This window comes from Actinophytocola sp., assembly GCF_035712165.1.
Taxonomy (GTDB): domain Bacteria; phylum Actinomycetota; class Actinomycetes; order Mycobacteriales; family Pseudonocardiaceae; genus DASYTH01.
Genome location: NZ_DASTBH010000024.1, coordinates 1 through 22,141, shown reverse-complemented (window position 1 = coordinate 22,141; position 22,141 = coordinate 1). Strand labels below are relative to the sequence as shown.

16 protein-coding genes, 2 pseudogenes and 2 riboswitches are annotated in these 22,141 nt (G+C 72.0%); of the genes and pseudogenes, 10 read left to right on the top strand and 8 right to left on the bottom strand.

Features of this window, described 5'->3' with window-relative positions; translation table 11 throughout:
* Positions 1-14 precede the first annotated feature (14 nt).
* From VFO68_RS01250 to VFO68_RS01235, 4 genes and pseudogenes are all read left to right on the top strand, one after another.
* Positions 15-680, top strand: a pseudogene (locus VFO68_RS01250) (ThuA domain-containing protein); the annotation flags it as partial.
* A 24-nt stretch (positions 681-704) separates the two neighbouring features.
* Positions 705-1,712 (top strand): sugar phosphate isomerase/epimerase family protein, encoded by a 1,008-nt coding sequence (locus tag VFO68_RS01245; protein WP_325156238.1) that lies wholly within the window; start codon positions 705-707, stop codon positions 1,710-1,712.
* A gap of 49 nt (positions 1,713-1,761) precedes the next feature.
* Entirely contained in the window at positions 1,762-2,535 is a 774-nt protein-coding gene (locus tag VFO68_RS01240; RefSeq protein ID WP_325156237.1) for a cyclase family protein, read from the top strand.
* 4 nt (positions 2,536-2,539) lie between these two features.
* Complete coding sequence (locus VFO68_RS01235) at positions 2,540-4,168, top strand: thiamine pyrophosphate-binding protein (protein WP_325156236.1); 1,629 nt, start codon at positions 2,540-2,542, stop codon at positions 4,166-4,168.
* Here the strand turns inward: VFO68_RS01235 and nhaA are convergent.
* From nhaA to VFO68_RS01215, 4 genes are all read right to left on the bottom strand, one after another.
* Complete coding sequence (gene nhaA, locus VFO68_RS01230; RefSeq protein ID WP_325156235.1) at positions 4,165-5,292, bottom strand: Na+/H+ antiporter NhaA; 1,128 nt, start codon at positions 5,290-5,292, stop codon at positions 4,165-4,167. The genes VFO68_RS01235 and nhaA overlap by 4 nt on opposite strands.
* A 42-nt stretch (positions 5,293-5,334) precedes the next feature.
* Complete coding sequence (locus tag VFO68_RS01225) at positions 5,335-7,089, bottom strand: glycoside hydrolase family 18 protein (protein ID WP_325156234.1); 1,755 nt, start codon at positions 7,087-7,089, stop codon at positions 5,335-5,337.
* 13 nt (positions 7,090-7,102) lie between these two features.
* Entirely contained in the window at positions 7,103-8,917 is a 1,815-nt protein-coding gene (locus VFO68_RS01220; protein ID WP_325156233.1) for a cellulose binding domain-containing protein, read from the bottom strand.
* Between the two features lie 99 nt (positions 8,918-9,016).
* A complete protein-coding gene (locus VFO68_RS01215; protein WP_325156232.1) occupies positions 9,017-9,601 on the bottom strand; it encodes a PKD domain-containing protein in 585 nt (194 codons plus the stop codon).
* Between the two features lie 72 nt (positions 9,602-9,673).
* Between VFO68_RS01215 and VFO68_RS01210 the strand changes: the two genes are divergently transcribed.
* From VFO68_RS01210 to VFO68_RS01200, 3 genes are all read left to right on the top strand, one after another.
* The gene (locus VFO68_RS01210; protein WP_325156231.1) at positions 9,674-10,447 is read left to right on the top strand and encodes a dienelactone hydrolase family protein; all 774 of its coding nucleotides are present in this window, start codon (positions 9,674-9,676) and stop codon (positions 10,445-10,447) included.
* 320 nt (positions 10,448-10,767) lie between these two features.
* Positions 10,768-12,624, top strand: a complete 1,857-nt coding sequence (locus VFO68_RS01205; protein ID WP_414635445.1) for a M6 family metalloprotease domain-containing protein — start codon at positions 10,768-10,770, stop codon at positions 12,622-12,624.
* Positions 12,625-12,627: 3 nt separating this feature from the next.
* On the top strand, positions 12,628-14,883 hold the full coding sequence (locus VFO68_RS01200; protein WP_325156229.1) for a M64 family metallopeptidase: 2,256 nt from the start codon (positions 12,628-12,630) through the stop codon (positions 14,881-14,883).
* Here VFO68_RS01200 and VFO68_RS01195 read toward each other — a convergent pair.
* Positions 14,874-15,410: a histidine phosphatase family protein gene (locus tag VFO68_RS01195; protein WP_325156228.1), complete on the bottom strand. Its 537-nt coding sequence runs from the start codon at positions 15,408-15,410 to the stop codon at positions 14,874-14,876. The genes VFO68_RS01200 and VFO68_RS01195 overlap by 10 nt on opposite strands.
* 1 nt (position 15,411) lies before the next feature.
* Positions 15,412-15,536: riboswitch (cobalamin riboswitch) on the top strand.
* A 35-nt stretch (positions 15,537-15,571) separates the two neighbouring features.
* On the opposite strand from VFO68_RS01195, the gene VFO68_RS01190 reads away from it, so the two are divergent.
* On the top strand, positions 15,572-15,796 hold the full coding sequence (locus VFO68_RS01190; protein ID WP_325156227.1) for a CbtB domain-containing protein: 225 nt from the start codon (positions 15,572-15,574) through the stop codon (positions 15,794-15,796).
* Positions 15,797-15,805: 9 nt separating this feature from the next.
* Positions 15,806-16,429, top strand: a pseudogene (locus tag VFO68_RS01185) (CbtA family protein); the annotation flags it as partial.
* On the opposite strand, the gene VFO68_RS01180 reads toward VFO68_RS01185, so the two are convergent.
* Genes VFO68_RS01180 through VFO68_RS01170 form a run of 3 tightly spaced genes read right to left on the bottom strand, consistent with a single transcriptional unit; the run spans position 16,402 to position 20,385 of the window.
* Complete coding sequence (locus tag VFO68_RS01180) at positions 16,402-17,823, bottom strand: cobyrinate a,c-diamide synthase (protein ID WP_325156226.1); 1,422 nt, start codon at positions 17,821-17,823, stop codon at positions 16,402-16,404. The pseudogene VFO68_RS01185 and the gene VFO68_RS01180 sit on opposite strands and share 28 nt — an antisense overlap.
* A gap of 16 nt (positions 17,824-17,839) precedes the next feature.
* Positions 17,840-18,454, bottom strand: a complete 615-nt coding sequence (gene cobO, locus VFO68_RS01175) for a cob(I)yrinic acid a,c-diamide adenosyltransferase (RefSeq protein ID WP_325156225.1) — start codon at positions 18,452-18,454, stop codon at positions 17,840-17,842.
* Positions 18,454-20,385, bottom strand: coding sequence for a magnesium chelatase subunit D family protein (locus tag VFO68_RS01170; RefSeq protein WP_325156224.1), 1,932 nt, complete (start codon positions 20,383-20,385; stop codon positions 18,454-18,456). Before VFO68_RS01170 ends, cobO begins: the two co-directional genes overlap by 1 nt.
* 55 nt (positions 20,386-20,440) lie before the next feature.
* Positions 20,441-20,508: riboswitch (cobalamin riboswitch) on the bottom strand.
* 69 nt (positions 20,509-20,577) lie between these two features.
* On the opposite strand from VFO68_RS01170, the gene cbiE reads away from it, so the two are divergent.
* On the top strand, positions 20,578-21,774 hold the full coding sequence (cbiE, locus tag VFO68_RS01165; protein ID WP_325156223.1) for a precorrin-6y C5,15-methyltransferase (decarboxylating) subunit CbiE: 1,197 nt from the start codon (positions 20,578-20,580) through the stop codon (positions 21,772-21,774).
* The last annotated feature ends 367 nt before the right edge of the window (positions 21,775-22,141 follow it).

Genomic DNA, 22,141 nt, shown 5'->3' with positions numbered 1-22,141 from the left:
GGAGGGGAGGAGCCGTGCCGCGTGTCCTGGTGTTCTCCCGGACCACGGGATACCGGCACGACTCCATCCCCGCCGGCATCGCGGCGATCACCGAACTCGGTGCAGAACAAGGGTTTTCGGTGCAGGCGACCGAGGATGCCGGCGCCTTCACCGACTCCCGGCTGACCGGGTTCGCCGCCGTGGTCTGGTTGTCCACCAGCGGCGACGTGCTCGACGACGGGCAGCGGGCGGCCTTCGCCCGGTACCTCGCGGCCGGCGGCGGGTTCGCCGGGGTGCACGGCGCCGCGGACACCGAGTACCACTGGCCCGCCTACGGCGAGCTCGTCGGCGCGTACTTCCGGTCGCACCCGCCGATCCAGCCGGCGACCGTGCGGGTCACCGACCAGGACCACCCGTCGACCGCGGCGCTGCCGGCGGTGTGGCCACGCACCGACGAGTGGTACTGCTTTCACGCCAACCCGCGCCCCCGGGTGCGGGTGCTGGCCACCGTGGACGAGTCCAGCTACGACCCCGGCCCGGACGCGATGGGCGCCGACCACCCCATCGCCTGGTGCCACGAGCGCGGCGCCGGCCGGTCCTGGTACACCGCCCTCGGCCACACCACCGAGTCCTACGCCGAGCCGCTGTTCCGGGCACACCTGGCCGGCGGCATCCGGTACGCCGCACGGATACCCGAATCGACCCCCGTGGAAGGGAACGTTTAGATGAGCCGACCGATCACCCTGTTCACCGGCCAGTGGGCGGATCTGCCGTTCGAGGAGATGTGCAAGCTGGCCGCCCAGTGGGGTTACGACGGGCTGGAGATCGCCTGCGCCGGCGACCACTTCGAGGTGGACCGCGCGCTGGCCGACGAGGACTACGTGCCGGCCAAGCTCGCCTTGCTGGAGTCGCACGGGCTGCGGGTCTGGGCCATCTCCAACCACCTGGTCGGTCAGGCCGTCTGCGACGACCCGATCGACGAGCGGCACCGCAACATCCTGCCGGAGCGGGTCTGGGGCGACGGGGAGCCGGAAGGCGTGCGGACCCGGGCGGCCAAGGAGATGGCCGACACCGCGCGGGCGGCCGCGAAGCTCGGGGTCAAGACGGTGATCGGGTTCACCGGGTCGTCGATCTGGCACTACGTCGCGATGTTCCCGCCGGTCTCGGCCGACGTGATCGCCGAGGGGTACGCCGACTTCGCCCGCCGGTGGAACCCGATCCTGGACGTGTTCGACGAGGTCGGCGTCCGGTTCGCGCACGAGGTGCATCCCTCCGAGATCGCCTACGACTACTGGTCGACGGTGCGCACCCTGGAGGCGATCGACCACCGGCCGGCGTTCGGGCTGAACTGGGACCCGTCGCACATGGTGTGGCAGGACATCGACCCGGTGGGCTTCATCCTCGACTTCGCCGACCGGATCTACCACGTGGACTGCAAGGACACCAAGAAGCGGTTCGACGGCCGCAACGGCCGGCTCGGCTCGCACCTGCCGTGGGCGGATCCCCGGCGCGGCTGGGACTTCGTGTCCACCGGCCACGGCGACGTGCCGTGGGAGTCGGCGTTCCGCGCGCTCAACGCGATCGGCTACCAGGGGCCGATCTCGGTGGAGTGGGAGGACGCCGGGATGGACCGGCTGCGCGGGGCCGAGGAGGCCGTCGGCTTCATCCGCAGCCTCGCCTTCGACCCGCCCGCCGCCGCCTTCGACGCCGCGTTCTCCAGCAAGAAGTCCTAGCGCGGCGATCTTGTGCGACGATCCAATCCGACACGGAGAGGAGACGCACATGCCCGTGCTGCGTGACCTGCTCGATGCCGTTGGCAACAGCACAGTCGAGATCGTCGATCTGACCGCGCCGCTGTCCGCGAGCACCCCGGTGCTGCGGCTGCCGGAGCCGTTCGCCAACACGATCTCCTTCCAGCTGGAGGAGATCAGCCGGTACAACGAGCCCGGTCCGTTCTGGTACTGGAACAACATCCACACCGGGGAGCACACGGGCACGCACGTCGACGCGCCCGCGCACTGGGCGTCCGGCCGGGACTCCCACGATGTGTCGCAACTGCCGCTGCGCACACTCGTGGCGCCGGCCGCGGTGCTGGACGCCGCCGACCGGGTGGCCCAGGATCCGGACTTCCTGTTGCAGGTCGACGATGTGCGGGCCTGGGAGGCGGACAACGGACCGCTGCCGGACGGAGGCTGGCTGCTGTACCGCACCGGATGGGACGAGCGGTCCACCGACGAGGAGCGGTTCCTCAACGTCGACGAGTCCGGCTCGCACACCCCGGGCGTGTCCGCCGAGTGCGCCCGGTGGCTCGCCGAGGAGACCGGCCTGGTCGGCCTCGGCGTGGAGACGGTCGGCACCGACGCCGGCGGCGCCGGTGGCTTCGACCCGCCGTTTCCTTGCCACCACTACCTTCTCGGTGCGGGCAAGTGCGGCCTGACCCAGCTGCGCAACCTGGCCGAGCTGCCGCCGACCGGCGCGGTGCTGGTCATCTCCCCGCTGCCGATCGTGGGCGGCTCGGGCAGCCCGGCCCGGGTGCTGGCCCTGGTCGAGAAGTAACCCGATGAATACCGCCGAGCTGGTCGGCCGCACCCTGGCCGATCTCGGGGTGTCCCAGGCGTTCGGGGTGGTCGGCAGCGGCAACTTCGAGGCCACCAACGCATTGCGGGCGCGCGGTGTGCCGTTCGTGGCCTGCCGGCACGAATGCGGCGCGGCCACCATGGCCGACGCCTACGCCCGGATGAGCGACCGGCTCGCGCTGGTCAGCGTGCACCAGGGACCGGGCCTGACCAACGCGCTGACCGGGATCGCCGAGGCGGCCAAGAGCCGGACCCCGCTGATCGTGCTGTCCGGGGACACCGGGGCGGCCGCGGTCCGGTCCAACTTCCGCATCGACCAGACCGCCGCCGTGGCCGCGGTCGGCGCCGTGCCGGAGCGGGTGCACTCGGCCGACTCCGCGGTGGCCGACACGATCCGCGCCTACCGGACCGCGGTGCACGAGCGGCGCACCGTGGTGCTGAACCTGCCGCTGGACGTCCAGCACGCGCCGGCCGTCGAGGTCGAGGTGGGCGCGCATCCGGCGCCGCTGCCGGCCCGGCCGGACCCGGCCGCCGTCGCCGAACTGGCCGCGGCGATCGGTAGGGCGAAGCGGCCGGTGTTCATCGCCGGCCGGGGCGCCCGGGGTGCCGGCCCGGAGCTGCGCGCGCTGGCCGAGGCGGCCGGGGCGCTGCTGGCCACCTCGGCCGTCGCCAACGGGTTGTTCGCCGGCGACCCGTGGTCGCTGGGGATCTCCGGCGGGTTCGCCTCCCCGCTGACCGTGGAGCTGATCTCCGCCGCCGACCTGGTGGTCGGCTGGGGTTGCGCGCTGAACATGTGGACCACCCGGCACGGCCGCATTTTCGGCGCCGGCACCACGCTCGCGCAGGTCGACATCGAGCCGTCCGCCCTGGGCGCGCACCGGCCGGTGCACCTCGGCGTGCTCGGCGACGTCGCCCAAACCGCCCGCGACACGCTGACCGAACTCGCCTCGGCGCGCGGCTTTCGCACCGAGGAGGTGCGCGAGCGGATCGCCGCCGGCGTGCGGATCCGGGACGTGCCGTTCGAGGACATCTCGACGGCGGACCGGATCGACCCGCGCCGGTTGTCGGTGCGGCTGGACGACCTGCTGCCGGCGGAGCGGATCGTGGCGGTGGACTCGGGCAACTTCATGGGCTACCCGAGCGCCTACCTGTCCGTGCCCGACCAGCACGGCTACTGCCTGACCCAGGGCTTCCAGGCGATCGGCCTCGGCCTGGCCACGGCGGTCGGCGCGGCGCTGGCCCGGCCGGAGCGGCTGCCGGTGGCCGCGCTGGGCGACGGCGGCTGCCTGATGGGCATCGCCGACCTGGACACCGTGGTGCGCCTCGGTCTGCCGATGGTGATCGTGGTCTACAACGACGAGGGCTACGGGGCCGAGGTGCACCACTTCGGCGGCGACGGCGTCGACCTGTCCACCGTCGTGTTCCCCGAGACCGACATCGCCGCGATCGCCCGCGGCTTCGGTTGCGCCGCCGCCACCGTGCGCACCGAGTCGGACCTCTCCGCCCTCACCGACTGGCTGGCCGGCCCCCGGGACCGCCCCCTACTCCTGGATGCCAAGATCGCCAGCGACGGCGGCTCCTGGTGGCTCGCCGAAGCCTTCCAGACCCACTAAACGCCAGCCCGGGCGGCGATGCGCAGCACTGTCGCGCCGAGGACGCCGGCGAGGAGGGACGCGGCGAGGACGCCGATTTTGGCCTGGTTGACCAGGTCCGGGGCGTCGAGGCTGAGGTCGGCGATGAACAGGGACACGGTGAAGCCGATGCCGGCCAGGATCGCCATGCCCCAGACGTGGGACATGGCGACGCCGGCGGGCAGGGTCAGCCGGCCGGTCGCCGTGGCCGCCGCGGTCGCCCCGGCCACCCCCAGGGTCTTGCCGACCAGCAGGCCGAGCACCACGCCGAGGGTCAGCGACGAGCCCAGCCGCGCGCCGGTCAGGTCGACGCCGGCGTTGGCCAGGGCGAACAGCGGCACGATGCCGAACGCCACGAACGGATGCAGCCGGTGCTCCAGCAGCGGCAGCACGTCGCGGCCGCGCACCGGGCGGGCCGGGCACAGCAGCGCCAGCACCACGCCGGTGATCGTGGCGTGCACCCCGGACTCGTGCACGGCGAACCACATCGCCACGCCCACCAGCACGTACGGCCAGATCAGCGCCACCCGCAGCCGGCGCAGGACGAGCACCGCCGGCACCGCCAGCGCGGCCGCGGCCAGCCAGGCGGGCGCCAGGTCGTGGGTGTAGAAAACCGCGATCACCGTGATGGCGATGATGTCGTCCACGATCGCCACGCTCAGCAGGAACAGCCGCACCCCGTCCGGTACCCGGGGGCCGAGCAGCGCCAGCACCCCCACGGCGAACGCGACGTCGGTGGCGATCGGGATGCCCCAGCCGGACGCGCCGGGCCCGCCGCGCACGACCAGGCTGAACACCAGGATCGGCAGCAGCACCCCGCCCAGCGCGGCGATCACCGGCAGGGCCGCCGCGCGCGGCCGGTTCAGCTCGCCCACCACCAGCTCACGCTTGATCTCCAGCCCGACCAGGAAGAAGAACAGCGTCATCAGCCCGTCGTTGACCCAGTGCAGCAGGTCCAGCCCGCCGATCGTGACCTGCCAGAGCGCGTCGTAGGAGTCACCCGCCGGGCTGTTGGCCCATCCGATCGCGGCCACGGCCGCGACCAGGAGCACGATGCCGCCCGCGCTTTCGGTGCGCAGGAACTCCCGCAGCGGTGTCAACGGCATGCCGCCCAGAATGCTGCAGGACGATCACCAGCGCGAATCGGGTCAGGGGAGGGCGTTGAGGAACGGCTCGTGGCTGTTCTGGAACTCGTAGCCGAAGAACCGGTCCCAGTTGATCGACCAGGTCATCAGGCCCCGGATGGCCGGTGAGGTTCCGCCGCGCAGGGTGTACCCGCCGCAGCTTTGCCCGCGCGCCAGGCAGTTCAGCGCGGTCTGCACGGCGGCCGGTGCGGTGTGGCCGTTGCCCGCGCTGGTCGCCGCCGGCAGGCCGAAGGCGATCTGTTCCGGGCGCAGTCCCGGGAACCGCAGCCCGGTGCTGGCGACCGTGAAGCCCGCCTTCACCATGTCGGTCATCGCGATGTGGAAGTCCGCGCCGCCCATGAAGTGGAACTGGTTGTCCAGCCCCATCACCGGCCCGGAGTTGTAGTCCTGCACGTGCAGCACGGTCAGGTCGTCGCGCATCGCGTGGATCACCGGCAGGTAGGAGCCGGTGCGGTTGTCGCCGCCGCCCGCGCCGCCGTAGAACTGGTAACCGACCTGCACGAAGAACGTCTCCGGCGCCATGGTGAGCACGAACCGGGCGCCGTAGCGGGCTTTGAGGCTGCGCAGCGCCGCGATCAGGTTCACGATCACCGGGGTGGTCGGGTTGCGGAAGTCGGTGTCCCCGGGGTTGAGGAACAGCGAGTGGCCCTCGAAGTCGATGTCCAGCCCGTCCAGGCCCCACCGGTCGATGATCGCGGCGACCGAGCTGACGAACCGGTCCCGGGCCGCGGTGGTGGTGAGCTGGACCTGGCCGTTCTGGCCGCCGATCGAGATCAGCACCTTCTTGCCCTGCGCCTGTTTCGCCCGGATCGCGGCCAGGAACTCCGCGTCGGACTCGACGTTCGGGCACTCGGCCGCCGGGCAGCGGTTGAACCGGATGTCGCCCGAGGTCACCGAGGTCGGTTCGCCGAAGGCCAGGTTGATGATGTCCCAGGCCGGTGGGATGTCGGCCATCCGCAGGTAGCCGGACCCGTTGGCGAAGCTGGCGTGCAGGTAGCCGATCAGCGCGTGCCGGGGCAGTCCCGAGTTGACGCAACCCGTCGTGGTGGCGCTCACCTCGGCGCTCCGCGCCGACTCACCGGCCGCGTTGAACGCCGCCACGGCGAAGGTGTGGGTGCTGCACGCGGCCAGGCCGCTCACCGTGGCCGAGGTCGCGGTCCCCGTGGCGCGCACCGTGTTCCCCTCGTACACCCGGTACCCGCCGACCGTTCCGGCCGCGGCCGGCCAGGACAGCGCGATCGAAGTGTCGGTGACCGCGCCGACCGTAGGTGTGCCGGGGGTTCCGGGCGCACCGGGCGTGCCGCCGCCCGGCCCGTCCCAACTCACGTCATCGGCGTTGTAGGTGCCCTGCCCGTACCAGCCGTGCAGGAACAGCTGGGCGCTGGTCTGCCCGGCCGCGGTGGTGAACGACAGGCTGAGCTGGGTGTACCCCGTGGCCGACGGAGTCCAGGTCTGCGGCCCGCCGGTGATGCCGAGGTAGACGTAGTTTCCCCGCACCCAGGCCGAAACCGAGTAGGTGGTGCTGGGCAGCACCGACACCGTCTGGCTGCACTGCGCGGTGTCCGACGAGCTCGCCGCGCCGGCCAGCGCGAACGACCCGGACCGCACCGGGCTGCTCACCACCGACCCACCCGAGCACGTCCAGCCGGACAACGACCCGGCCTCGAACCCCGGGTTGGCCAACAGGTTCGCCGCGGCCGCCGGGGTGACCCCGAAGGTCAGGAGCAGCGCGACGACCAGCAGCGCGGTGCGTTTCATGGTGGCTCTCCCGTCAGGGCAGGGTGTTCAGGAACGGCCGGACGGTGCGGGCGAAGTTGTTGCCGTTGCTGACATCCCAGTTGACCGACCAGGTCATGGCACCGCGGATGCCGGGGTAGGTGCGCGGCGGGCGGAAGCTGCCACAGTTGGTTCCCCGCGCCAGGCAGTCCAGCGCGTTGTTCACCAAGGACGGCGCGACGATGCCGCCGCCCGCCGCTCCGGGCCCGGCCGGTAGCCCCAGTGCCACCTGGTCGGGCCGCAGTCCGTTCTCCAACTGGATGCAGGCCAATGCGGTCATGAAGTTGACCGTGCCCTGGGTGTAGGCCTGGGCCTGGTCGCAGCCCAGCATCGAGCCGGAGTTGTAGTACTGGGTGTGCACGACGGTGAGGATGTCGCGGATGTTCAGTGCCAACTGGAAGTACGAGCCGCCGGTGGACTGCATGTCGATGGTCTGCGGCGCCATCGTGATGATCAGGCTGGCGCCGACGGCGTTGCGCAGCGAGCGCAGCGCCTGACCCATGAACGTCGGGTTCAGCCCGTTCTCCAGATCGATGTCCACGCCGTCGAAACCGAAGTCGGTGATCAGCGCGCGCATGCTGCTGGCGAAGTTGTTGGCCGCGGTGGCGTCGCCGACCGAGACCCGGCCGGCCTCACCGCCGACCGAGAGGATCACCTTCTTGCCGCGGGCATGCAACGTCGCCACGTCGGCCCGGAAGTCGGCGTTGGTGTAGCCGCCGAGCGCGGTGGACAGGCCCGGGTCCACGCCGAAGGTGACCGCGCCGGGCGTGCCGCTCGCCTCGGCGAACGCGACGGCGATCAGGTCGTACTCGGCGGGCACGTCGCGCAGCCGCAGTTCCACCGCCGGGTTGGTGAAGTTGTGCCAGTAGCCGGTCAGGAAGTGCCGGGGCAGCGGGCTCTGCGGGCAGCCGGTGGTGGTGCCGGTGACCGGCGCGCTGCGGGCCGACTCACCGCCCGCGCCGACCGCGCTGACCGTGTAGGTACGCGAGGTGCAGGCCGGCACGCCGGTGATCGTGGCGGTGGTGCCGGTCGGGGTGGCCCGCACGGTGTTGCCCTCGTAGACCCGGTATCCGCTGACGGTTCCGCCGGATGCGTTCCACGCCACCGAGATGCTCGAGTCGGTGGTGCCGGTGACCCGCACGTTGCCCGGTGTGCCGGGCACTCCGGTGCCGCCGCTCGTGGTGGCGGTGACGGCCGCGCTGCGGGCCGACTCACCCGCGGCGTTGACGGCCGCGACCGTGTAGGTGTGGGTGCTGCCGGCGGCAAGACCGGTGATGGTGGCCGTGGTGCCGGCCGGGTTGGCCCGCACGGTGCTGCCCTCGTAGACCCGGTAGCCGGTGACCGTGCCGCTTGCCGCCGGCCAGGACAAGGAGATCGACGTGTCGGTGACCCCGGTGACGGTCGGCGTGCCCGGCGCGCCGGGCACGCCCGGCGTGCCGCCGCCACCGCACGCGGAGCCGTTGACCGTGCAGTTCGCCGGCGTGCCCGGGCCGCTGCCGTTGAACCCGAAGCTCACCGCCGCGCCCGGCGCCAGCGTGCCGTTCCAGCCCGCGTTGCTGAACACGTAATGGTTTCCGGTGCCGCCCCGGACGGCGTCCCAGTGCGTGTTGATCGCGGTGCCGGCCGGCAGGTCGAACTCCACCCGCCAACTCGTGATCGTCGCCGAACCGCCGTTGGTGACCGTGTACCGGCCCTCCCACCCGGAGCCCCAGTCGGACACCTTGGTGAAGGCCGCCGTCTCCCCGGCCGCCGCGGCGGTTGGAGTCCAGACCAGCATGAAAAGGGCGCAGAGCAGCGCGACACGACGCATGACAGGCTCCCGGAGTGCAGGGGAGGGGATACCGCTCCCTATTGTCTAGACCAATATTCCGGAGATGTCTAGTCCAGCCCTGCTCTCGGGGGAGGGAGCTCAGCGCACGGTCACTGCCCGGGACACCTGGCCGGCCGACCCCGCGTTGTCCAGCACCACCAGTGTCACCGCATAGGTGCCGGGAGACGGGAAGCGGTGCGACACCCGCGCCCGGTTCTGGAAGTTGTCGTCCGAGCCGTCACCGAAGCCCCAGGCGTAGTAGACGATCGAGCCGTCCGGATCGGACGAGCCGGTGCCGTCGAAGGTGCACGACCGGCCGGAACAACTGACCGTGAACCGGGCGAGCGGGTTCTGCTGCCCGGGCGGCGGTGTCGGCTGCGGCGGCAACGCGGCCTGGGTGGTGCTCGGCTTGGGTTTCGGCGAGGGCTTCGGTTGCGTCTTGGTGATCGTCTGCGAGGCGGTGGTGGGCTGCACGGCCGCGATGCTCGACGGCGGCGCGGCGCGCTCGGGAGACGTGTCGTCGGCGATCACCGGGCCGGGCATGTCCGGCAGCGGCTGCACATGGTTGACCGGTCGGTTGGTCAGCGAGGCGACCACGGCGAACACCGTGGCGATCACGACACCGGCCAGACCGAGAAAGACATACGAGACCTGCCACGAACGCGGGCCCTGCTCGGTCGGCATCACAGCGGCGTAACCTATCAGCTCCGCTCCGTGTTCACGACGTCCGGTCGGGTGAGGCTAATCTACGGACTCATGTGCCACAGTGACGATTCGCGACCGCCCGCACCCCCGGTCTCCGGCGGCATCGGTGAACGTGCCGACATCCGGCTGACCTCCTCGGACGGCACCGGGTTCCAGGCACACACCGCCCGGCCGGAGACCCCCAACGGGCGCGGCGTGGTGATCCTGCCGGACGTGCGCGGGCTGCACGCCTTCTACCGCGAGTTGGCCGCCCAGTTCGCCGACGCCGGGTTCGAGGCGGTGGCGATCGACTACTTCGGACGCACCGCCGAGACCGACGACCGCGACGAGTCGTTCGACTTCATGCCGCACGTCCACAAGACCACCCCCGAGGGTGTGGCCGCCGACGTCCGGGCCGGCGTGGACCACCTGCGCGGCCTCGCCGAGCCGCCCGCCGCGATCTTCACCGTCGGGTTCTGCTTCGGCGGATCGGCGTCCTGGCGCCAGGCCGCGCACGGCCACGGCATCGCCGGCGCCATCGGCTTCTACGGCGGCGCCCCGCTGGAGCGGGTCGGCCCGTGGATCCCGGACCTGGCCGCCCCGCTGCTCATGCTGCTGGCCGGCGTGGACAACACCACTCCGGAGGAGTTCGCCGAGTTCGCCGGCCGGGCCCGCGCCACCGGCATCGAGGTCGAGTCGCACACCTACCCGGACGCCCCGCACAGCTTCTTCGACCGCTCCTTCGACGACCACCAGGCGGCCTGCGCCGACGCCTGGCAGCGCATCCTGGAGTTCACCGAACGGCACTCGGCCTCTCCTAAACTGGGTTTCAGCACGCGCGCATAGCCGGTCGCCTCGGTCGGGCCACTCTCGGCACCCTCCTAAACCGTTGTAGATCGTCCGGCGGTGGTACGGCACGGAGTTGCGCAGTAACGTCCGGTGCCGTGACCCGCACCCTGAAGCTGGCGTCCGCGCTGGCGGCCGCGGCTCTCGCGGCCGGACTCGCGGTGACCCCCGCCGCCGCCGCACCCCCGCCGGACAACCCCTGGCAGTACGACCATTGGCCGCAGCAGCAGCCCTGGCAGGAGGGCCGGCCGCTGACCCTGCAGGGCCGCGCCGGCTTCCCGCCGCCGATCGACCCGCAGAACTGGGTGAACCCGGACCACATGACGTGGGCGGACTACAAGCAGGTGCCGGGCACCAACTGGTCCGACCCGAACCGGCGCGGCTCGGTGCGCACCTTCCGGGGTGCGCTGGTGCTGTTGGACTACCCGAACCAGTCGTTCGTGGTCACCCGTCCGCAGAACTCGACCGTGTTCGGCAACCCGAGCGCCGAGGCGCACGACATCCCCCGCGACCAGGTCGCCCAGTTCTACAAGAACTTCCTCAACACCCCGGGCCAGCTCAACCACGGGCACACGATCCACGAGTACTGGATGGAGGACTCGGCCGGCCGCTACGGCGTCGACCTGACCGCCTTCGGGCCCTACCAGATGCCGGGCAAGGCGCACGAGTACGCGATGGAGTTCCAGGCCGGCACCGGCTGCCCGGCCGGGGACACCTGCAACCGCAACATCCGCACCGACGGCCGGGCCGCGTGGGTGGCCGACGTCGGCGCGGAGATCCCGGCCGGCTTCGACTTCGTGTTCTTCCTCTCCGCCGGCCAGGACGAGTCCTCGACCTGGCAGGAGTTCGGGATGATGAAGTTCCCGACGAAGGAGCAGGTGACCGACGCGTTCGGCCCGCCGGACGAGAACCTGCCGAACTGGAGCCGCACCCGGTACGTGGAGTGGACCTCCTGGGCCTCCGGCGCGTCGATCTGGCCCAACGCCGGCGGCGGATCGTCCACCCAGGCGGAAAGCTCGGGCATGTCGGTCTATGCCCACGAGCTCAGCCACATCCTCGGCATCGGCGACAACTACAACAACCCGTACGGCGTCCCGCTACGCCGGGCCTACAGCGGCATCTGGGAGATGCTCTCCCGCGGCACCTTCAACGGGCCGGGCGGCCCGCACAGCCGGTGGATCATCCCGCCGACCGGCGGCGCGTCCATGGGCGCCCAGCACATGCTGCGCAACAAGATCAAGCTGGCGATGGTGGACGAGCGCAACGTGCTGCGCCTGTCCCGGGAAGCCCTGGCCCAGTCCGGCATGGTGGTCGCCACGGTGACCGCACGCGCGTTCCAGCCCGGCGGCGACGCCCTGTCCGGCATCAACATCGCACTCGGTGCCGGTGACCTGGCCCCGCCGTGCGACGTCAACACCGACGTGTTCTGCGACGGCCGCGGCTACCAGAACTACACGCTGGAAGTGGTCGACCGGATGGGCACCGACTCGTTCACGCCCGACTCCGGGGTGCTGATCGCCAAGACGAAGAACCAGGACGCCGCGCCGTTCGAGTGGGTGATCGACGCCAACCCGCAGGACATCGGCATGACCGACTACGTGCTGCCGGACGGGACCCGGGTGCCGATCACCCTCGGCGACTACCGCCAGCTCTCCGACGCGCTGTTCCACGCCGGGGTGAACTCCGGCAGCGAGTACGAGTACGTGGACTCGGCCAACCGGCTGCACTTCTACATCCTGGACGTGCACCGCGACCAGCAGGGCCTGCTGTCCTACACGGTGGCGATCCGGTCGCTGGACGGCGCCGGGTCCGCGCCGCGCGGGGTCCGGCTGGCGACCGCGACTGCGACCGCCGACGGCGAGGGCCTGGCCCGGTGCTCCGTCCCGCTGACCAACACCGGCCAGACGTACCCGGCGCAGGGCGAGCATCCCGAGGACGTCACCGCCTACCTCGGCAGCGACGTCTACCGGCTTTCGGCCACTGTGGACGGTCAGGGCTGGACCACCTACGTGCCCAACCAACTGGCCACCGCGCGGTTCAGCCGGACCGTGCAGGTGCCGGTGTACGCCAAGCAGGACTCGCCGGGCAGCAAGCTGGTCCGGGTGCGGGTGACCGCGACCTCGGAGAGCGACCCGACCAAGACGTCCTCGACGACCTGCTACGTGTTCGGTCGCTGAGCCATGCGCCGGTTGCTCCTGGCCGTTGCGGTCACCCTCGGTGCCGCGGTGGTGGTCCCGGCCGTCGCGCACGCGGCGCCGGGGGACGCCACCGTGGTGCCGGTGCAGGTCACCGGCGATCCGGCCAAGCGGTTCAACATGGTGGTGCTGGGCGACGGCTACACCCAGGCCGAGCAGGCGAGGTTCCGGGAGCACCTGGACAAGCACCTCAACGTGCTGTGGACCATCGAGCCGTTCAAGACCTACCGCAGCTACATCAACGTCTACGCGGTGGAGATCACTTCGGCGGAGTCCGGAGTGGACTGTGACCCGAACCTGGACTCGCCGCGCCGGGACACCCCGCTGAACATGGGTTTCTGGGGCGGCTGCAACCCGGCCAGCGTGCAGCGCCTGCTGACCGTGGACGGCGCGGCGGCCAACCGGTATGCCAACCTGGTGCCCGGCACCACGCCGGGCAACCGGCAACTGCTCGCGCTGGGCAATAGCGACACCTACGGCGGCGCGGGCGGAGCCAACGCCACCGCCTCCGGCGGCAACGCGCTGTCCGCGCTGATCTCGCCGCACGAGCTTGGCCACTCGCTCGGCGGGTTGCAGGACGAGTACGACTACCTCGCCCGCGGCGTGCGCGGCGGCGCCTACACCGGACCGGAACCGGCCTCGGCCCACCACACCCTGCTCACCGAGCAGCAGCTGCGGGACCAGCGGCAGAAGTGGTGGCGCTGGCTCGGTGAGCGCAGCGAGTCCGGCGGCGTGATCGGCCGGTACGAGAGCGGCATGTACACCAGCACCGGGATCTGGCGGCCCAGCCCGCACTCGATCATGAAGACCCTGGGCTACTACTATGACCAGCCCGGCCGCGAGGTGATGACCCAGCGGATCTCGACCAAGACCAGCATCCTGCAGGACGCCACCCCGAACGGCGCTCCGGTCGGAGCGGACCGCGTGGTGTGGGTGGAGACGCTGCACCCGGTCGGCCATACGCTCGACGTGACCTGGACCCTGGACGGCGCCACCCTGCCCACGAACGGCGCCACCAGCATCAACCTGTCCACTGTGGACATCGCGGCCGGGGTGCACACGCTCACCGCGACCGTCACCGACCCCACCGAGTTCGTGCGCGACCCGGCCATCCGCGGTTCGGCCGCCCTGACCCGCAGCCGCACCTGGACGGTCGACACCGCGGTGACCACCCCGCCGGCCCCGGTCCAGGTGGAGATCACGGCCAGTACCCCGACCGACCGCCCGGTCGGCGGCACCGACGTGGTCCACGTCGAGACCAGCCATCCGCTGGACGCGATCCCACCGGTGACCTGGACCCTCGACGGCCGCCCGGTCGGCACTGCGGGCAACGACCGCACACTGGCCCTGGCCGCGCTGAACCTGTCCGGCCGCCACACCCTCACCGCCACCGCCGGCTCATCAAGTCGCGCATGGACGGTAGACGCCGTCGCGCCGACGGCCACGCCAGCGCTGTCCGCGCCGCTGCTCACCGTGCCCAAGCCGGGCCGAACCGAGTACATCTACAACGGCCCGTTCACCATGCGGCTGAACGGCGCCGACGACACCCCGGGCTACGTGGTCCGCGAGTTCCAGACCGACGGCGACGGCTGGTTCAACTACTTCGGCTGGCCCACCGACCCGAACCTGCCGTTCCTGTTCACCCCCAGCGGGACCAACATCGACAACCTGGTCTACGGCAAGCTCGGCGTGCCGAGGCTTTCGCCGTGGGACGACCCGACCCCCAGCTACGGCCGGCACACCATCGCCTACCGCGCCATCGACCCGGCCGGCAACTACGGCACGCCCCGCGAGTTCGTGGTGACCCTGCTGCCCGAACCGCCGGCCTGCACCGACACGATCACCGGCCGGCACACCGGCCCGCTGATCGTGTCAACCGGGGTGACCTGCCTGGACCGCGCCCAGGTGACCGGCCCGGTCCTCATCCGCCAGGGCGCGTCCCTGGTCGCCTCCAACGCCACGGTCTCCGGGCCGGTCATGGCCACCGGCGCCGCGACCGTCGAACTGCTCAACAGCACCGTGCGCGGACCGGTCACCGTCAGCGGCAGCACGGCGAACGTGACCGTGGTCGGTGGCCGGATCGACGGCCCGGTGATCCTGTCCGCCAACAACACCCCGATCCTGGCCGGCGCCACGGTCAACGGACCCGTCCTGTGCGCGGGCAACACCCCGGCCCCCAACAACCTCCAGGCCCCCAACACCATCCGCGGCCCGGCCACCGGCCAGTGCGCTCAACTCTGACCCAGCGAGCGCAACCTCCAGCCAGCGTCGTCACCGGACAACACCGCGTGGGACAGCGGCGCGACGTCGATCCGCCAGAACGACTCCGGGGTGGCCCGAATGGCGTGCACGAGACCGGCCTTGATCACCGACGGGTGCGTCACCGCGACCACCCGGGCACGAGGCAGGTCACCCAGCCAGCCGGCCACCCGCCGGATCAGGTCCACAATGGACTCGCCGCCGTGCGGCGCGGCCGCCGGGTCGGTCAGCCAGCGCCGCACCGCCTCCGGCTCGGCCTCGCTCAGTTCGCTCAGCGTGCGGCCCCGCCAGCGACCGTAGTCGCACTCGTCCAGCCGGTCCTCGACCGCCGGGTCCAGCCCGAGCGCGGCCGCGGTCTGCCGGCAGCGCGTCGCCGGTGCGGTGAGCGCGAGGTCCACCGGCCCGTCCCACGGTCCCGGCGTCCGGTCGACCGGCTCATCGTGAGGGAACGCCGCGCGCCGGGTGGCCGCCGTCGGGCCGTGGCACACCAACACAAGACGGGTGGTCACCGGGCTCCCCTGGGTGGTACGTTCCGAAGACCCTGATGGTACGAGGAAGCCGGTGCAACTCCGGCACGGCCGCGCCACTGTGAGTGCGTCAGCACGAGTCAGACCCGCGCACCATCCATGTTCCACCGACCGGGCCGCGCGCAGCCCGAGGAGGTCGCGCCATGACGCATGCTGCCGCCATTCCCACCGTCGCCATCCCCACCGCCGAACCGGTGCGGATCCCGGTCCGCGAGATCGCGCCGTACGCGATCTTCGCCGGGGTGCTGTTCCTGGTGGTGATGTACTTCATCAGCACGGAGCAGGGCGCACTGGCCCTGTTCTCGGGAATGAACCTGCACGAGTTCGTGCACGACGGCCGGCACCTGCTCGGCTTCCCCTGCCACTGAGCGCTCGGCATGACCCTCACGATGCGCACCCTGCTGGTGTGGGGCCTGCTCGCGGGCCTGCTCGGCGGAATCCTCGCGTTCACCTTCGCCGCCACGGTGGGCGAACCACCGGTCGAGGCGTCGATCGCCATCGAGGAACAGGCGCCCGGGCATGACCATGAGCCAGCCGAACCGGCTCCGGTCAGCCGGGGCGTGCAGCGCACCGCCGGCCTGGCCATCGCCACGGTGGCGTTCGGCCTGGCCCTGGGCGGACTGTTCGCGCTCGCCTTCGCCTTCGGCTACGGCCGGATCGGCCGGCTCACCCCCCAGGTGACCGCCCTGGTGCTGGCCGGGATCGGGTTCATCGCCGTGCAACTGGCGCCGTTCCTGGTCTACCCGCCCAACCCGCCGGCCGTCGGCCAACCGAACACCATCGGCGACCGAACCGCGCTCTACTTCACCATGATGGCGATCTCGGTCGCCATAGCCGTTGCCGCGTGCTACGCCCGGCGGCTGATCGCCGGCTGGCGCGGCGTCGTGGCCGCAGCCACCGGCTACGTGGTCCTGGTGTCGGCGGCCGGCGTGCTGCTGCCGGGCTTCGACGAGGTGCCACCGGGTTTCCCGGCTCAGGTGCTGTGGGAGTTCCGGCTCGCCTCGCTCGGCACCCAGGCGGTGCTGTGGGCCGCCATCGGCATCGGGTTCGCGTTCCTGCTCGACCGGGCCGAGCACCGGGCGACGAACCGGGCCACCGCCGACGGGCTCGCCGCCGGGTGAGTGTGCACATAGGACGCGTGGACCTCTGAGGTCAGGAACCCTTCCGCGTGAGGGGTTCCGTCCTCGGCCCGCCACCGCCAGGCCGGCCGCGCACCGTGCCGCGGGGTGATCCGGGTGCGGTGGAACTCGTGCCCGGTCAGCCGGGTGCCGGCCGGGAACGGCACGGACTCCTCCGGTGCCACGACATCCCGGTAGCCCAGCGTGAGCCGGCCGGTCATGGTCGCCTCGGCGTCGAGCACCCCGCACATCGGGTGGCCGTCCAGCGTGCGGGCCAGGTAGAGCAGCCCGGCGCACTCGGCGTGCACCGGAACCCCCGCCGTCGCCACCGCCCGGCGTAACGACTCGTTGCCGGACAACTCGGCCGCGTACTGTTCGGGAAACCCGCCGGGCAGCACGATTCCGGCGGTGCCGTCCGGCAACGCCTCGTCCCGCAACGGATCCACGACGGCGACGGTGGCCCCGGCGGCCCGCAACAACTCCGCATGCTCGGCGTAGCCGAAGGTGAACGCCGCCCCGCCGGCCAGCGCCACCACCGGCGCCCCGGACACCGGCTCGATCCCCGGCTCCCACGGGGGCGCCTGCGACCCGGACGCTGACCCGGCCAACCGGACGATCCGGTCCAGGGCAACCGATCGGGCCACCACCTCGCCCATCGCGTCGATCGCCTGGGTCGCGGCGCCGTGCTCGGCCGCGGTCACCAACCCCAGGTGCCGCGACGGCACCTCCACCCCGGCGTCGCGGCGCAGCGCCCCGAACACTTCCAGCCCCACCTCGGCGCAGGCCTCCCGCAGCACCCGCTCGTGCCGGTCCGAGCCGACCTGGTTGAGGATCACGCCGGACAGCCGCACGTCCGGCCGGTAGCTGCGAAATCCGTGCAGCAGCGCGGCAACGCTGGCGCCGTTCCCCCGGGCGTCCACCACCAGCAGCACCGGCGCGTCGAGCAGCCGCGCCACGTGCGCGGTCGAGCCGAACCCGTCGGTGCCGATCCGCCCGTCGAACAGCCCCATCACGCCTTCGATCACGGCCAGGTCCGCCCCGCGCGCCCCGTGCGCGAAGAGCGGCCCCACCAGATCCTCGCCGACCAGCACCGGATCGAGGTTGCGCCCCGGCCGCCCGCTGGCCAGCGTGTGATAGCCGGGATCGATGTAGTCCGGCCCCACCTTCCCCGCCGCCACCACATGCCCACGCTTGCGCAACGCCGCCAACAACCCGGTGGCAATCGTCGTCTTCCCGCTCCCGGAACAGGGCGCCGCGATCACCACCCGCCCTACCATGTCGACCCCGGGCCGGTCACCACTCGATTCCCTTCTGCCCCTTGGCCCCCGCGTCCATCGGGTGCTTCACCTTGGTCATCTCGGTGACCAGATCCGCCGCCTCGACCAGCGCTGCCGGCGCGTTCCGCCCGGTGATCACCACGTGCTGGTTGCCCGGCCGGTGCGCCAGCGTCTCCACCACCTCGGCCACGTCCACCCAACCCCAGTTGAGCGGATAGGTGAACTCGTCGAGCACGTAGAGCCGGTGCCGTTGCTCGCCGAGCCGCCGCCCGATCTCCCGCCACCCCTCCACGGCCGCCGTCGCGTGGTCGACCTCGTCGCCCTGCTTGCGCGCCCAGGACCAGCCCGCGCCCATCTTGTGCCACTCCACCGGTCCGCCCTGCCCGGTGCTGCGGTGCACCTCGTCCAGCGCCAGCAGCGCCGCCTCCTCGCCCACCTTCCACTTGGCGGACTTGACGAACTGGAACACGCCCACCGGCCAGCCCTGGTTCCAGGCGCGCAGGGCCAACCCGAACGCCGCCGTCGACTTGCCCTTCATCTCTCCCGTGTGGACGATCAGCAGCGGCCGGGCCCGGCGCTGCCGCGTGGTCAACCCGTCGTCCGGCACGACCTCCGGTTTCCCCTGCGGCATCAGGCACTCCTACGCATGGCGCGGACCACGCCGCTGACCCGGTCGGCGGACAGTTCGTCCAGCCGCACGCAGGCGCCGCCCAGAGCCTCGGCGATCCGGTGCGGCAGGCCGAGCCGGACCGGCCCGCGCTCGCAGTCCACCACCACGCTCGCCACCCCGTCGGCGGCCAGCAACCCGGCCGCCCGCATGGCATCCTCAACCGGATCGGCTTTTACCGCCACGGTCGCCCGCCCGTCGGTGACCAGCACCAGCAACGCCCGGCGGCGCGGATCCCGCAACCGCTCCACCGCCAACGCCTTGCGCGCCCGCAACAACCCGTCCGCCAGCGGCGTCGCCCCACCGGTACCCAACCGGCGCAACCGGGCCACCGCCGCCTCGACCGAAGAGGTGGGCGGCAGCACCAGTTCGGCGGTCCGGCCCCGGAAGGTCAGCAGCCCCACCTTGTCCCGGCGCTGGTAGGCGTCCAGGAGCAGGGACACCACCGCGCCGGTGACCGCGGACATCCGCCGCCGCGCGGCCATCGAACCGGACGCGTCCACGGCGAACAGCACCAGGTTGCTCTCCTTGCCCTCGCGCACCGCACGGCGCAGGTCGTCCGGCCGCAGCACCAACCCGGCGCCGCTGCGGCCCCGGGCCAACTGGTGCGGCGCCGCCGCGGTGATCGTGCCCACCACGTGCAAGCCGTGGCCCCCCGCCGGCGCGGCCCGCAACGTCCGGCCGAACGCCGACCTGGCCCGGGACCGCCGGCCCGGCGCCCCCGCACCCAACCCGTTCAACTCGAGCAACCGGGCCCGAAACGCCGGATCGGGCTGGGCGGCGGGCGCCGGCGCCGAATCACTATCGTCCACAGAGGACTGATCGGGGCTCGGTGCCCCGGACCCGCCGTCGTCCGGCGGTTCGGGCTCCTCCGCCTGCCCGGCCGCGTCCCGCAACGCCTGCTGCAGCTGCTGCTCGTCGATTCCCGGCTCGTCGAACGGATCCCGGCGCCTGCGGTGTGGCAGTGCCAACCGGGCGGCCACCTCGACGTCCGCCTCGGTCACCGCGTCGGACCCACGCCAGGCCGCGTGCGCCAGGGCCGTACGCGCCAGCACCAGGTCGGCCCGCATCCCGTCCACCTCGAAGGCGGCACACAGCGCGGCGATCCGGCGTAGCTCGACGTCCGGCAGCCGCACCGCCGGCAGGGCCGCCCGCGCCGCGACGATCTTCGCGGCCAGCTCGGCGTCCGAAGTGGACCATTCCCGGGCGAACCCGGCCGGGTCGGCCTCGAACGCCAGCCGTCTGCGGATCACCTCAGCGCGGGTGTCCACGTCCCGGGCGGCGGCCACCTCGACGGTGAGCCCGAACCGGTCCAGCAGTTGCGGGCGCAGCTCACCCTCTTCCGGGTTCATGGTGCCCACCAGCAGAAACGAGGCGGCATGGGAAACCGAGACCCCCTCCCGCTCCACGTAGGCGCGGCCCATCGCCGCCGCGTCCAGCAGCAGGTCGACCAGGTGGTCGTGCAGCAGGTTGACCTCGTCGACGTAGAGCACACCGCGGTGCGCGGCGCACAGCAGGCCCGGCTGGTAGCTGCGCACCCCACCGGTGAGCGCGCGTTCCAGGTCGAGCGAGCCGACCAGCCGGTCCTCGGTGGCGCCGACCGGAAGCTCGACCAGCAGGGCCGGCCGGCGCACGGTGTGCGATGGGGTGTTCGGCGGGGTGTGCGGCCCGTCCGGGCAGTCCGGGTCGGGCGCGGCCGGGTCGCAGCTGAACCGGCAGTGCTGCACCACGTCGACCGCGGGCAGCAGCGCGGCCAGCCCGCGCACGATCGTCGACTTCGCCGTGCCCTTCTCGCCCCGGACCAGAACCCCGCCGATGGCCGGGTGCACGGCGTTGAGCAGCAGGGCGAGCCGTAGGTCGGTGTGGCCGACGACAGCGGAGAACGGGTAGCTCATCGGCGTGGGCTGTCCTTCCCCGGGTCCGCGCCCGAGTCGTGGCATCAGCAGGGCCGAGTGTCTGACTCCCGGATCGCTCCGGTCACAGTGGCGGGACCGCACCAGATTCGCACTGGTTTCCTCGGGTTCCTGCGTTCCGTCGTCTCGCATGGTGTCAGATGTGGTCGGGCCTGTCGATTACCGTGCAGCCTCGTGGTCACGGTGGTGGGAATCGGTGCGGACGGATGGGCGGGCCTGTCCGCCGAGGCGCGGGCGGCGGTGGACGCCGCCGAGGTGCTGATCGGCAGCGCGCGCCAACTGGCGCTGCTGGAGCACCCGGCGACCAGGGTCACCTGGCCGTCCCCCATGCTGCCGGCGATTCCCGGGCTGCTGGCCGAACACGCCGGCCGCCGGATCTGCGTACTCGCCAGCGGCGACCCCATGTTGTTCGGCGTCGGGTCGGTGCTGGCACGGTTGCTCGGCGCCGCCGCGCTCCAGGTGATCCCACACGTGTCTTCGGTATCGCTGGCCTGCGCCCGCCTGGGCTGGCCGGTGGAGGAGGTCGAGGTGGTCAGCCTGGTCGGCCGCCCCCTGGACACCCTGCGGTTGGTGGTTCGCCCAGACCGCCGCCTGCTCGTGCTGTCCGCCACCGGCTCCACTCCCGCCGAAGTCGCAAACCTGTTACGCGACCAAGGTTTTGGCCCCAGCCCCATGACAGTGTTCGAAGATCTCGGCGCTCCCCATGAGCGGCGCCGCAGCGGCACAGCGACTTCGTGGCGCCCCCAACCCGCCGCCGCGCTGAACCTGGTCGCGGTCCACTGCCGCCCCGCGCCCGACGCTGTGGTTTTCGGCCACGCCCCTGGGCTCCCCGACCATGCCTTCGACAACGATGGCCAACTCACCAAACGCGAAGTCCGCGCCGTGACGTTGGCGGTCCTGGCCCCCATGCCCCGCGAGCTGCTGTGGGACGTGGGTGCCGGCTCCGGCAGCATCGGAATCGAATGGATGCGCACCGACCGCACCTGCCGCGCGATCGCGATCGAGCCGGTCCCCGAGCGCGCCGCCCGCATCACCCGCAACGCGGCAGCACTCGGCGTACCCGACCTCCGCGTAGTCACCGGCGCCGCGCCGGCCGCCCTGGCCGACCTACCAACGCCCCACGCCATCTTCATCGGCGGCGGCCTGACCAACGATGGCATGCTGGAAGCCTGCTGGTCCGCCCTTCCCCCGGGGGGCCGCCTTGTCGCCAACGCCGTGACCCTCGACTCCGAAGCAGTCCTCGCCGACTGGCACCGGAACCTGGGCGGCACCCTCACCCGCATCGAGATCAGCCGCGCGTCCCCGCTCGGTTCCTTTACCAGTTGGCGGCCGCAGCTGCCCATCACCCAGTGGACCATCACGCACCCGTAGTCCGGTTGCCGGTCCCTGGCGGGGTCGGGATGCTTGGGGTGGTCGCCTTTGGGTGGGTTGGGGCTGGCGTTGCGGTGCACGGCTATGGACAGCCCCTGAGGGTGCGTAGCTGGATGGTTGGGGGCCTGCCCACAGCCGTGCACCGGGCAGGTCTCCCGCTCCGGGCAGGGTCAGGCGCGGCTTCTTGAAAAACCAAAATCAATTTATAGAAAAGATGCGGGCGCGCGGCGGCGCCTGCGGCGCCGCCCGCGCGCCGCGCCGCAGGCGCGGCGCGGGGTGATCAGAAGGGCGGGGGATCCGGATCGGTGACCGGGTCCGGTTCGACCACATGCTCAAACCCCAGCGGGGTGGTCCACCGAAACACCCC

Excerpts from the sequence above, each read along its gene's own strand:
- VFO68_RS01210 (WP_325156231.1), top strand. The coding sequence starts at position 9,674 with ATGTGCCACAGTGACGATTCGCGACCGCCCGCACCCCCGGTCTCCGGC.
- VFO68_RS01215 (WP_325156232.1), bottom strand. The coding sequence starts at position 9,601 with ATGCCGACCGAGCAGGGCCCGCGTTCGTGGCAGGTCTCGTATGTCTTT.
- VFO68_RS01240 (WP_325156237.1), top strand. The coding sequence starts at position 1,762 with ATGCCCGTGCTGCGTGACCTGCTCGATGCCGTTGGCAACAGCACAGTC.
- VFO68_RS01180 (WP_325156226.1), bottom strand. The coding sequence starts at position 17,823 with ATGGTAGGGCGGGTGGTGATCGCGGCGCCCTGTTCCGGGAGCGGGAAG.
- VFO68_RS01220 (WP_325156233.1), bottom strand. The coding sequence starts at position 8,917 with ATGCGTCGTGTCGCGCTGCTCTGCGCCCTTTTCATGCTGGTCTGGACT.
- VFO68_RS01190 (WP_325156227.1), top strand. The coding sequence starts at position 15,572 with ATGACGCATGCTGCCGCCATTCCCACCGTCGCCATCCCCACCGCCGAA.
- VFO68_RS01170 (WP_325156224.1), bottom strand. The coding sequence starts at position 20,385 with ATGAGCTACCCGTTCTCCGCTGTCGTCGGCCACACCGACCTACGGCTC.
- VFO68_RS01245 (WP_325156238.1), top strand. The coding sequence starts at position 705 with ATGAGCCGACCGATCACCCTGTTCACCGGCCAGTGGGCGGATCTGCCG.
- VFO68_RS01200 (WP_325156229.1), top strand. The coding sequence starts at position 12,628 with ATGCGCCGGTTGCTCCTGGCCGTTGCGGTCACCCTCGGTGCCGCGGTG.
- VFO68_RS01205 (WP_414635445.1), top strand. The coding sequence starts at position 10,768 with ATGACGTGGGCGGACTACAAGCAGGTGCCGGGCACCAACTGGTCCGAC.
- VFO68_RS01225 (WP_325156234.1), bottom strand. The coding sequence starts at position 7,089 with ATGAAACGCACCGCGCTGCTGGTCGTCGCGCTGCTCCTGACCTTCGGG.
- nhaA (WP_325156235.1), bottom strand. The coding sequence starts at position 5,292 with ATGCCGTTGACACCGCTGCGGGAGTTCCTGCGCACCGAAAGCGCGGGC.
- cobO (WP_325156225.1), bottom strand. The coding sequence starts at position 18,454 with ATGCCGCAGGGGAAACCGGAGGTCGTGCCGGACGACGGGTTGACCACG.
- VFO68_RS01235 (WP_325156236.1), top strand. The coding sequence starts at position 2,540 with ATGAATACCGCCGAGCTGGTCGGCCGCACCCTGGCCGATCTCGGGGTG.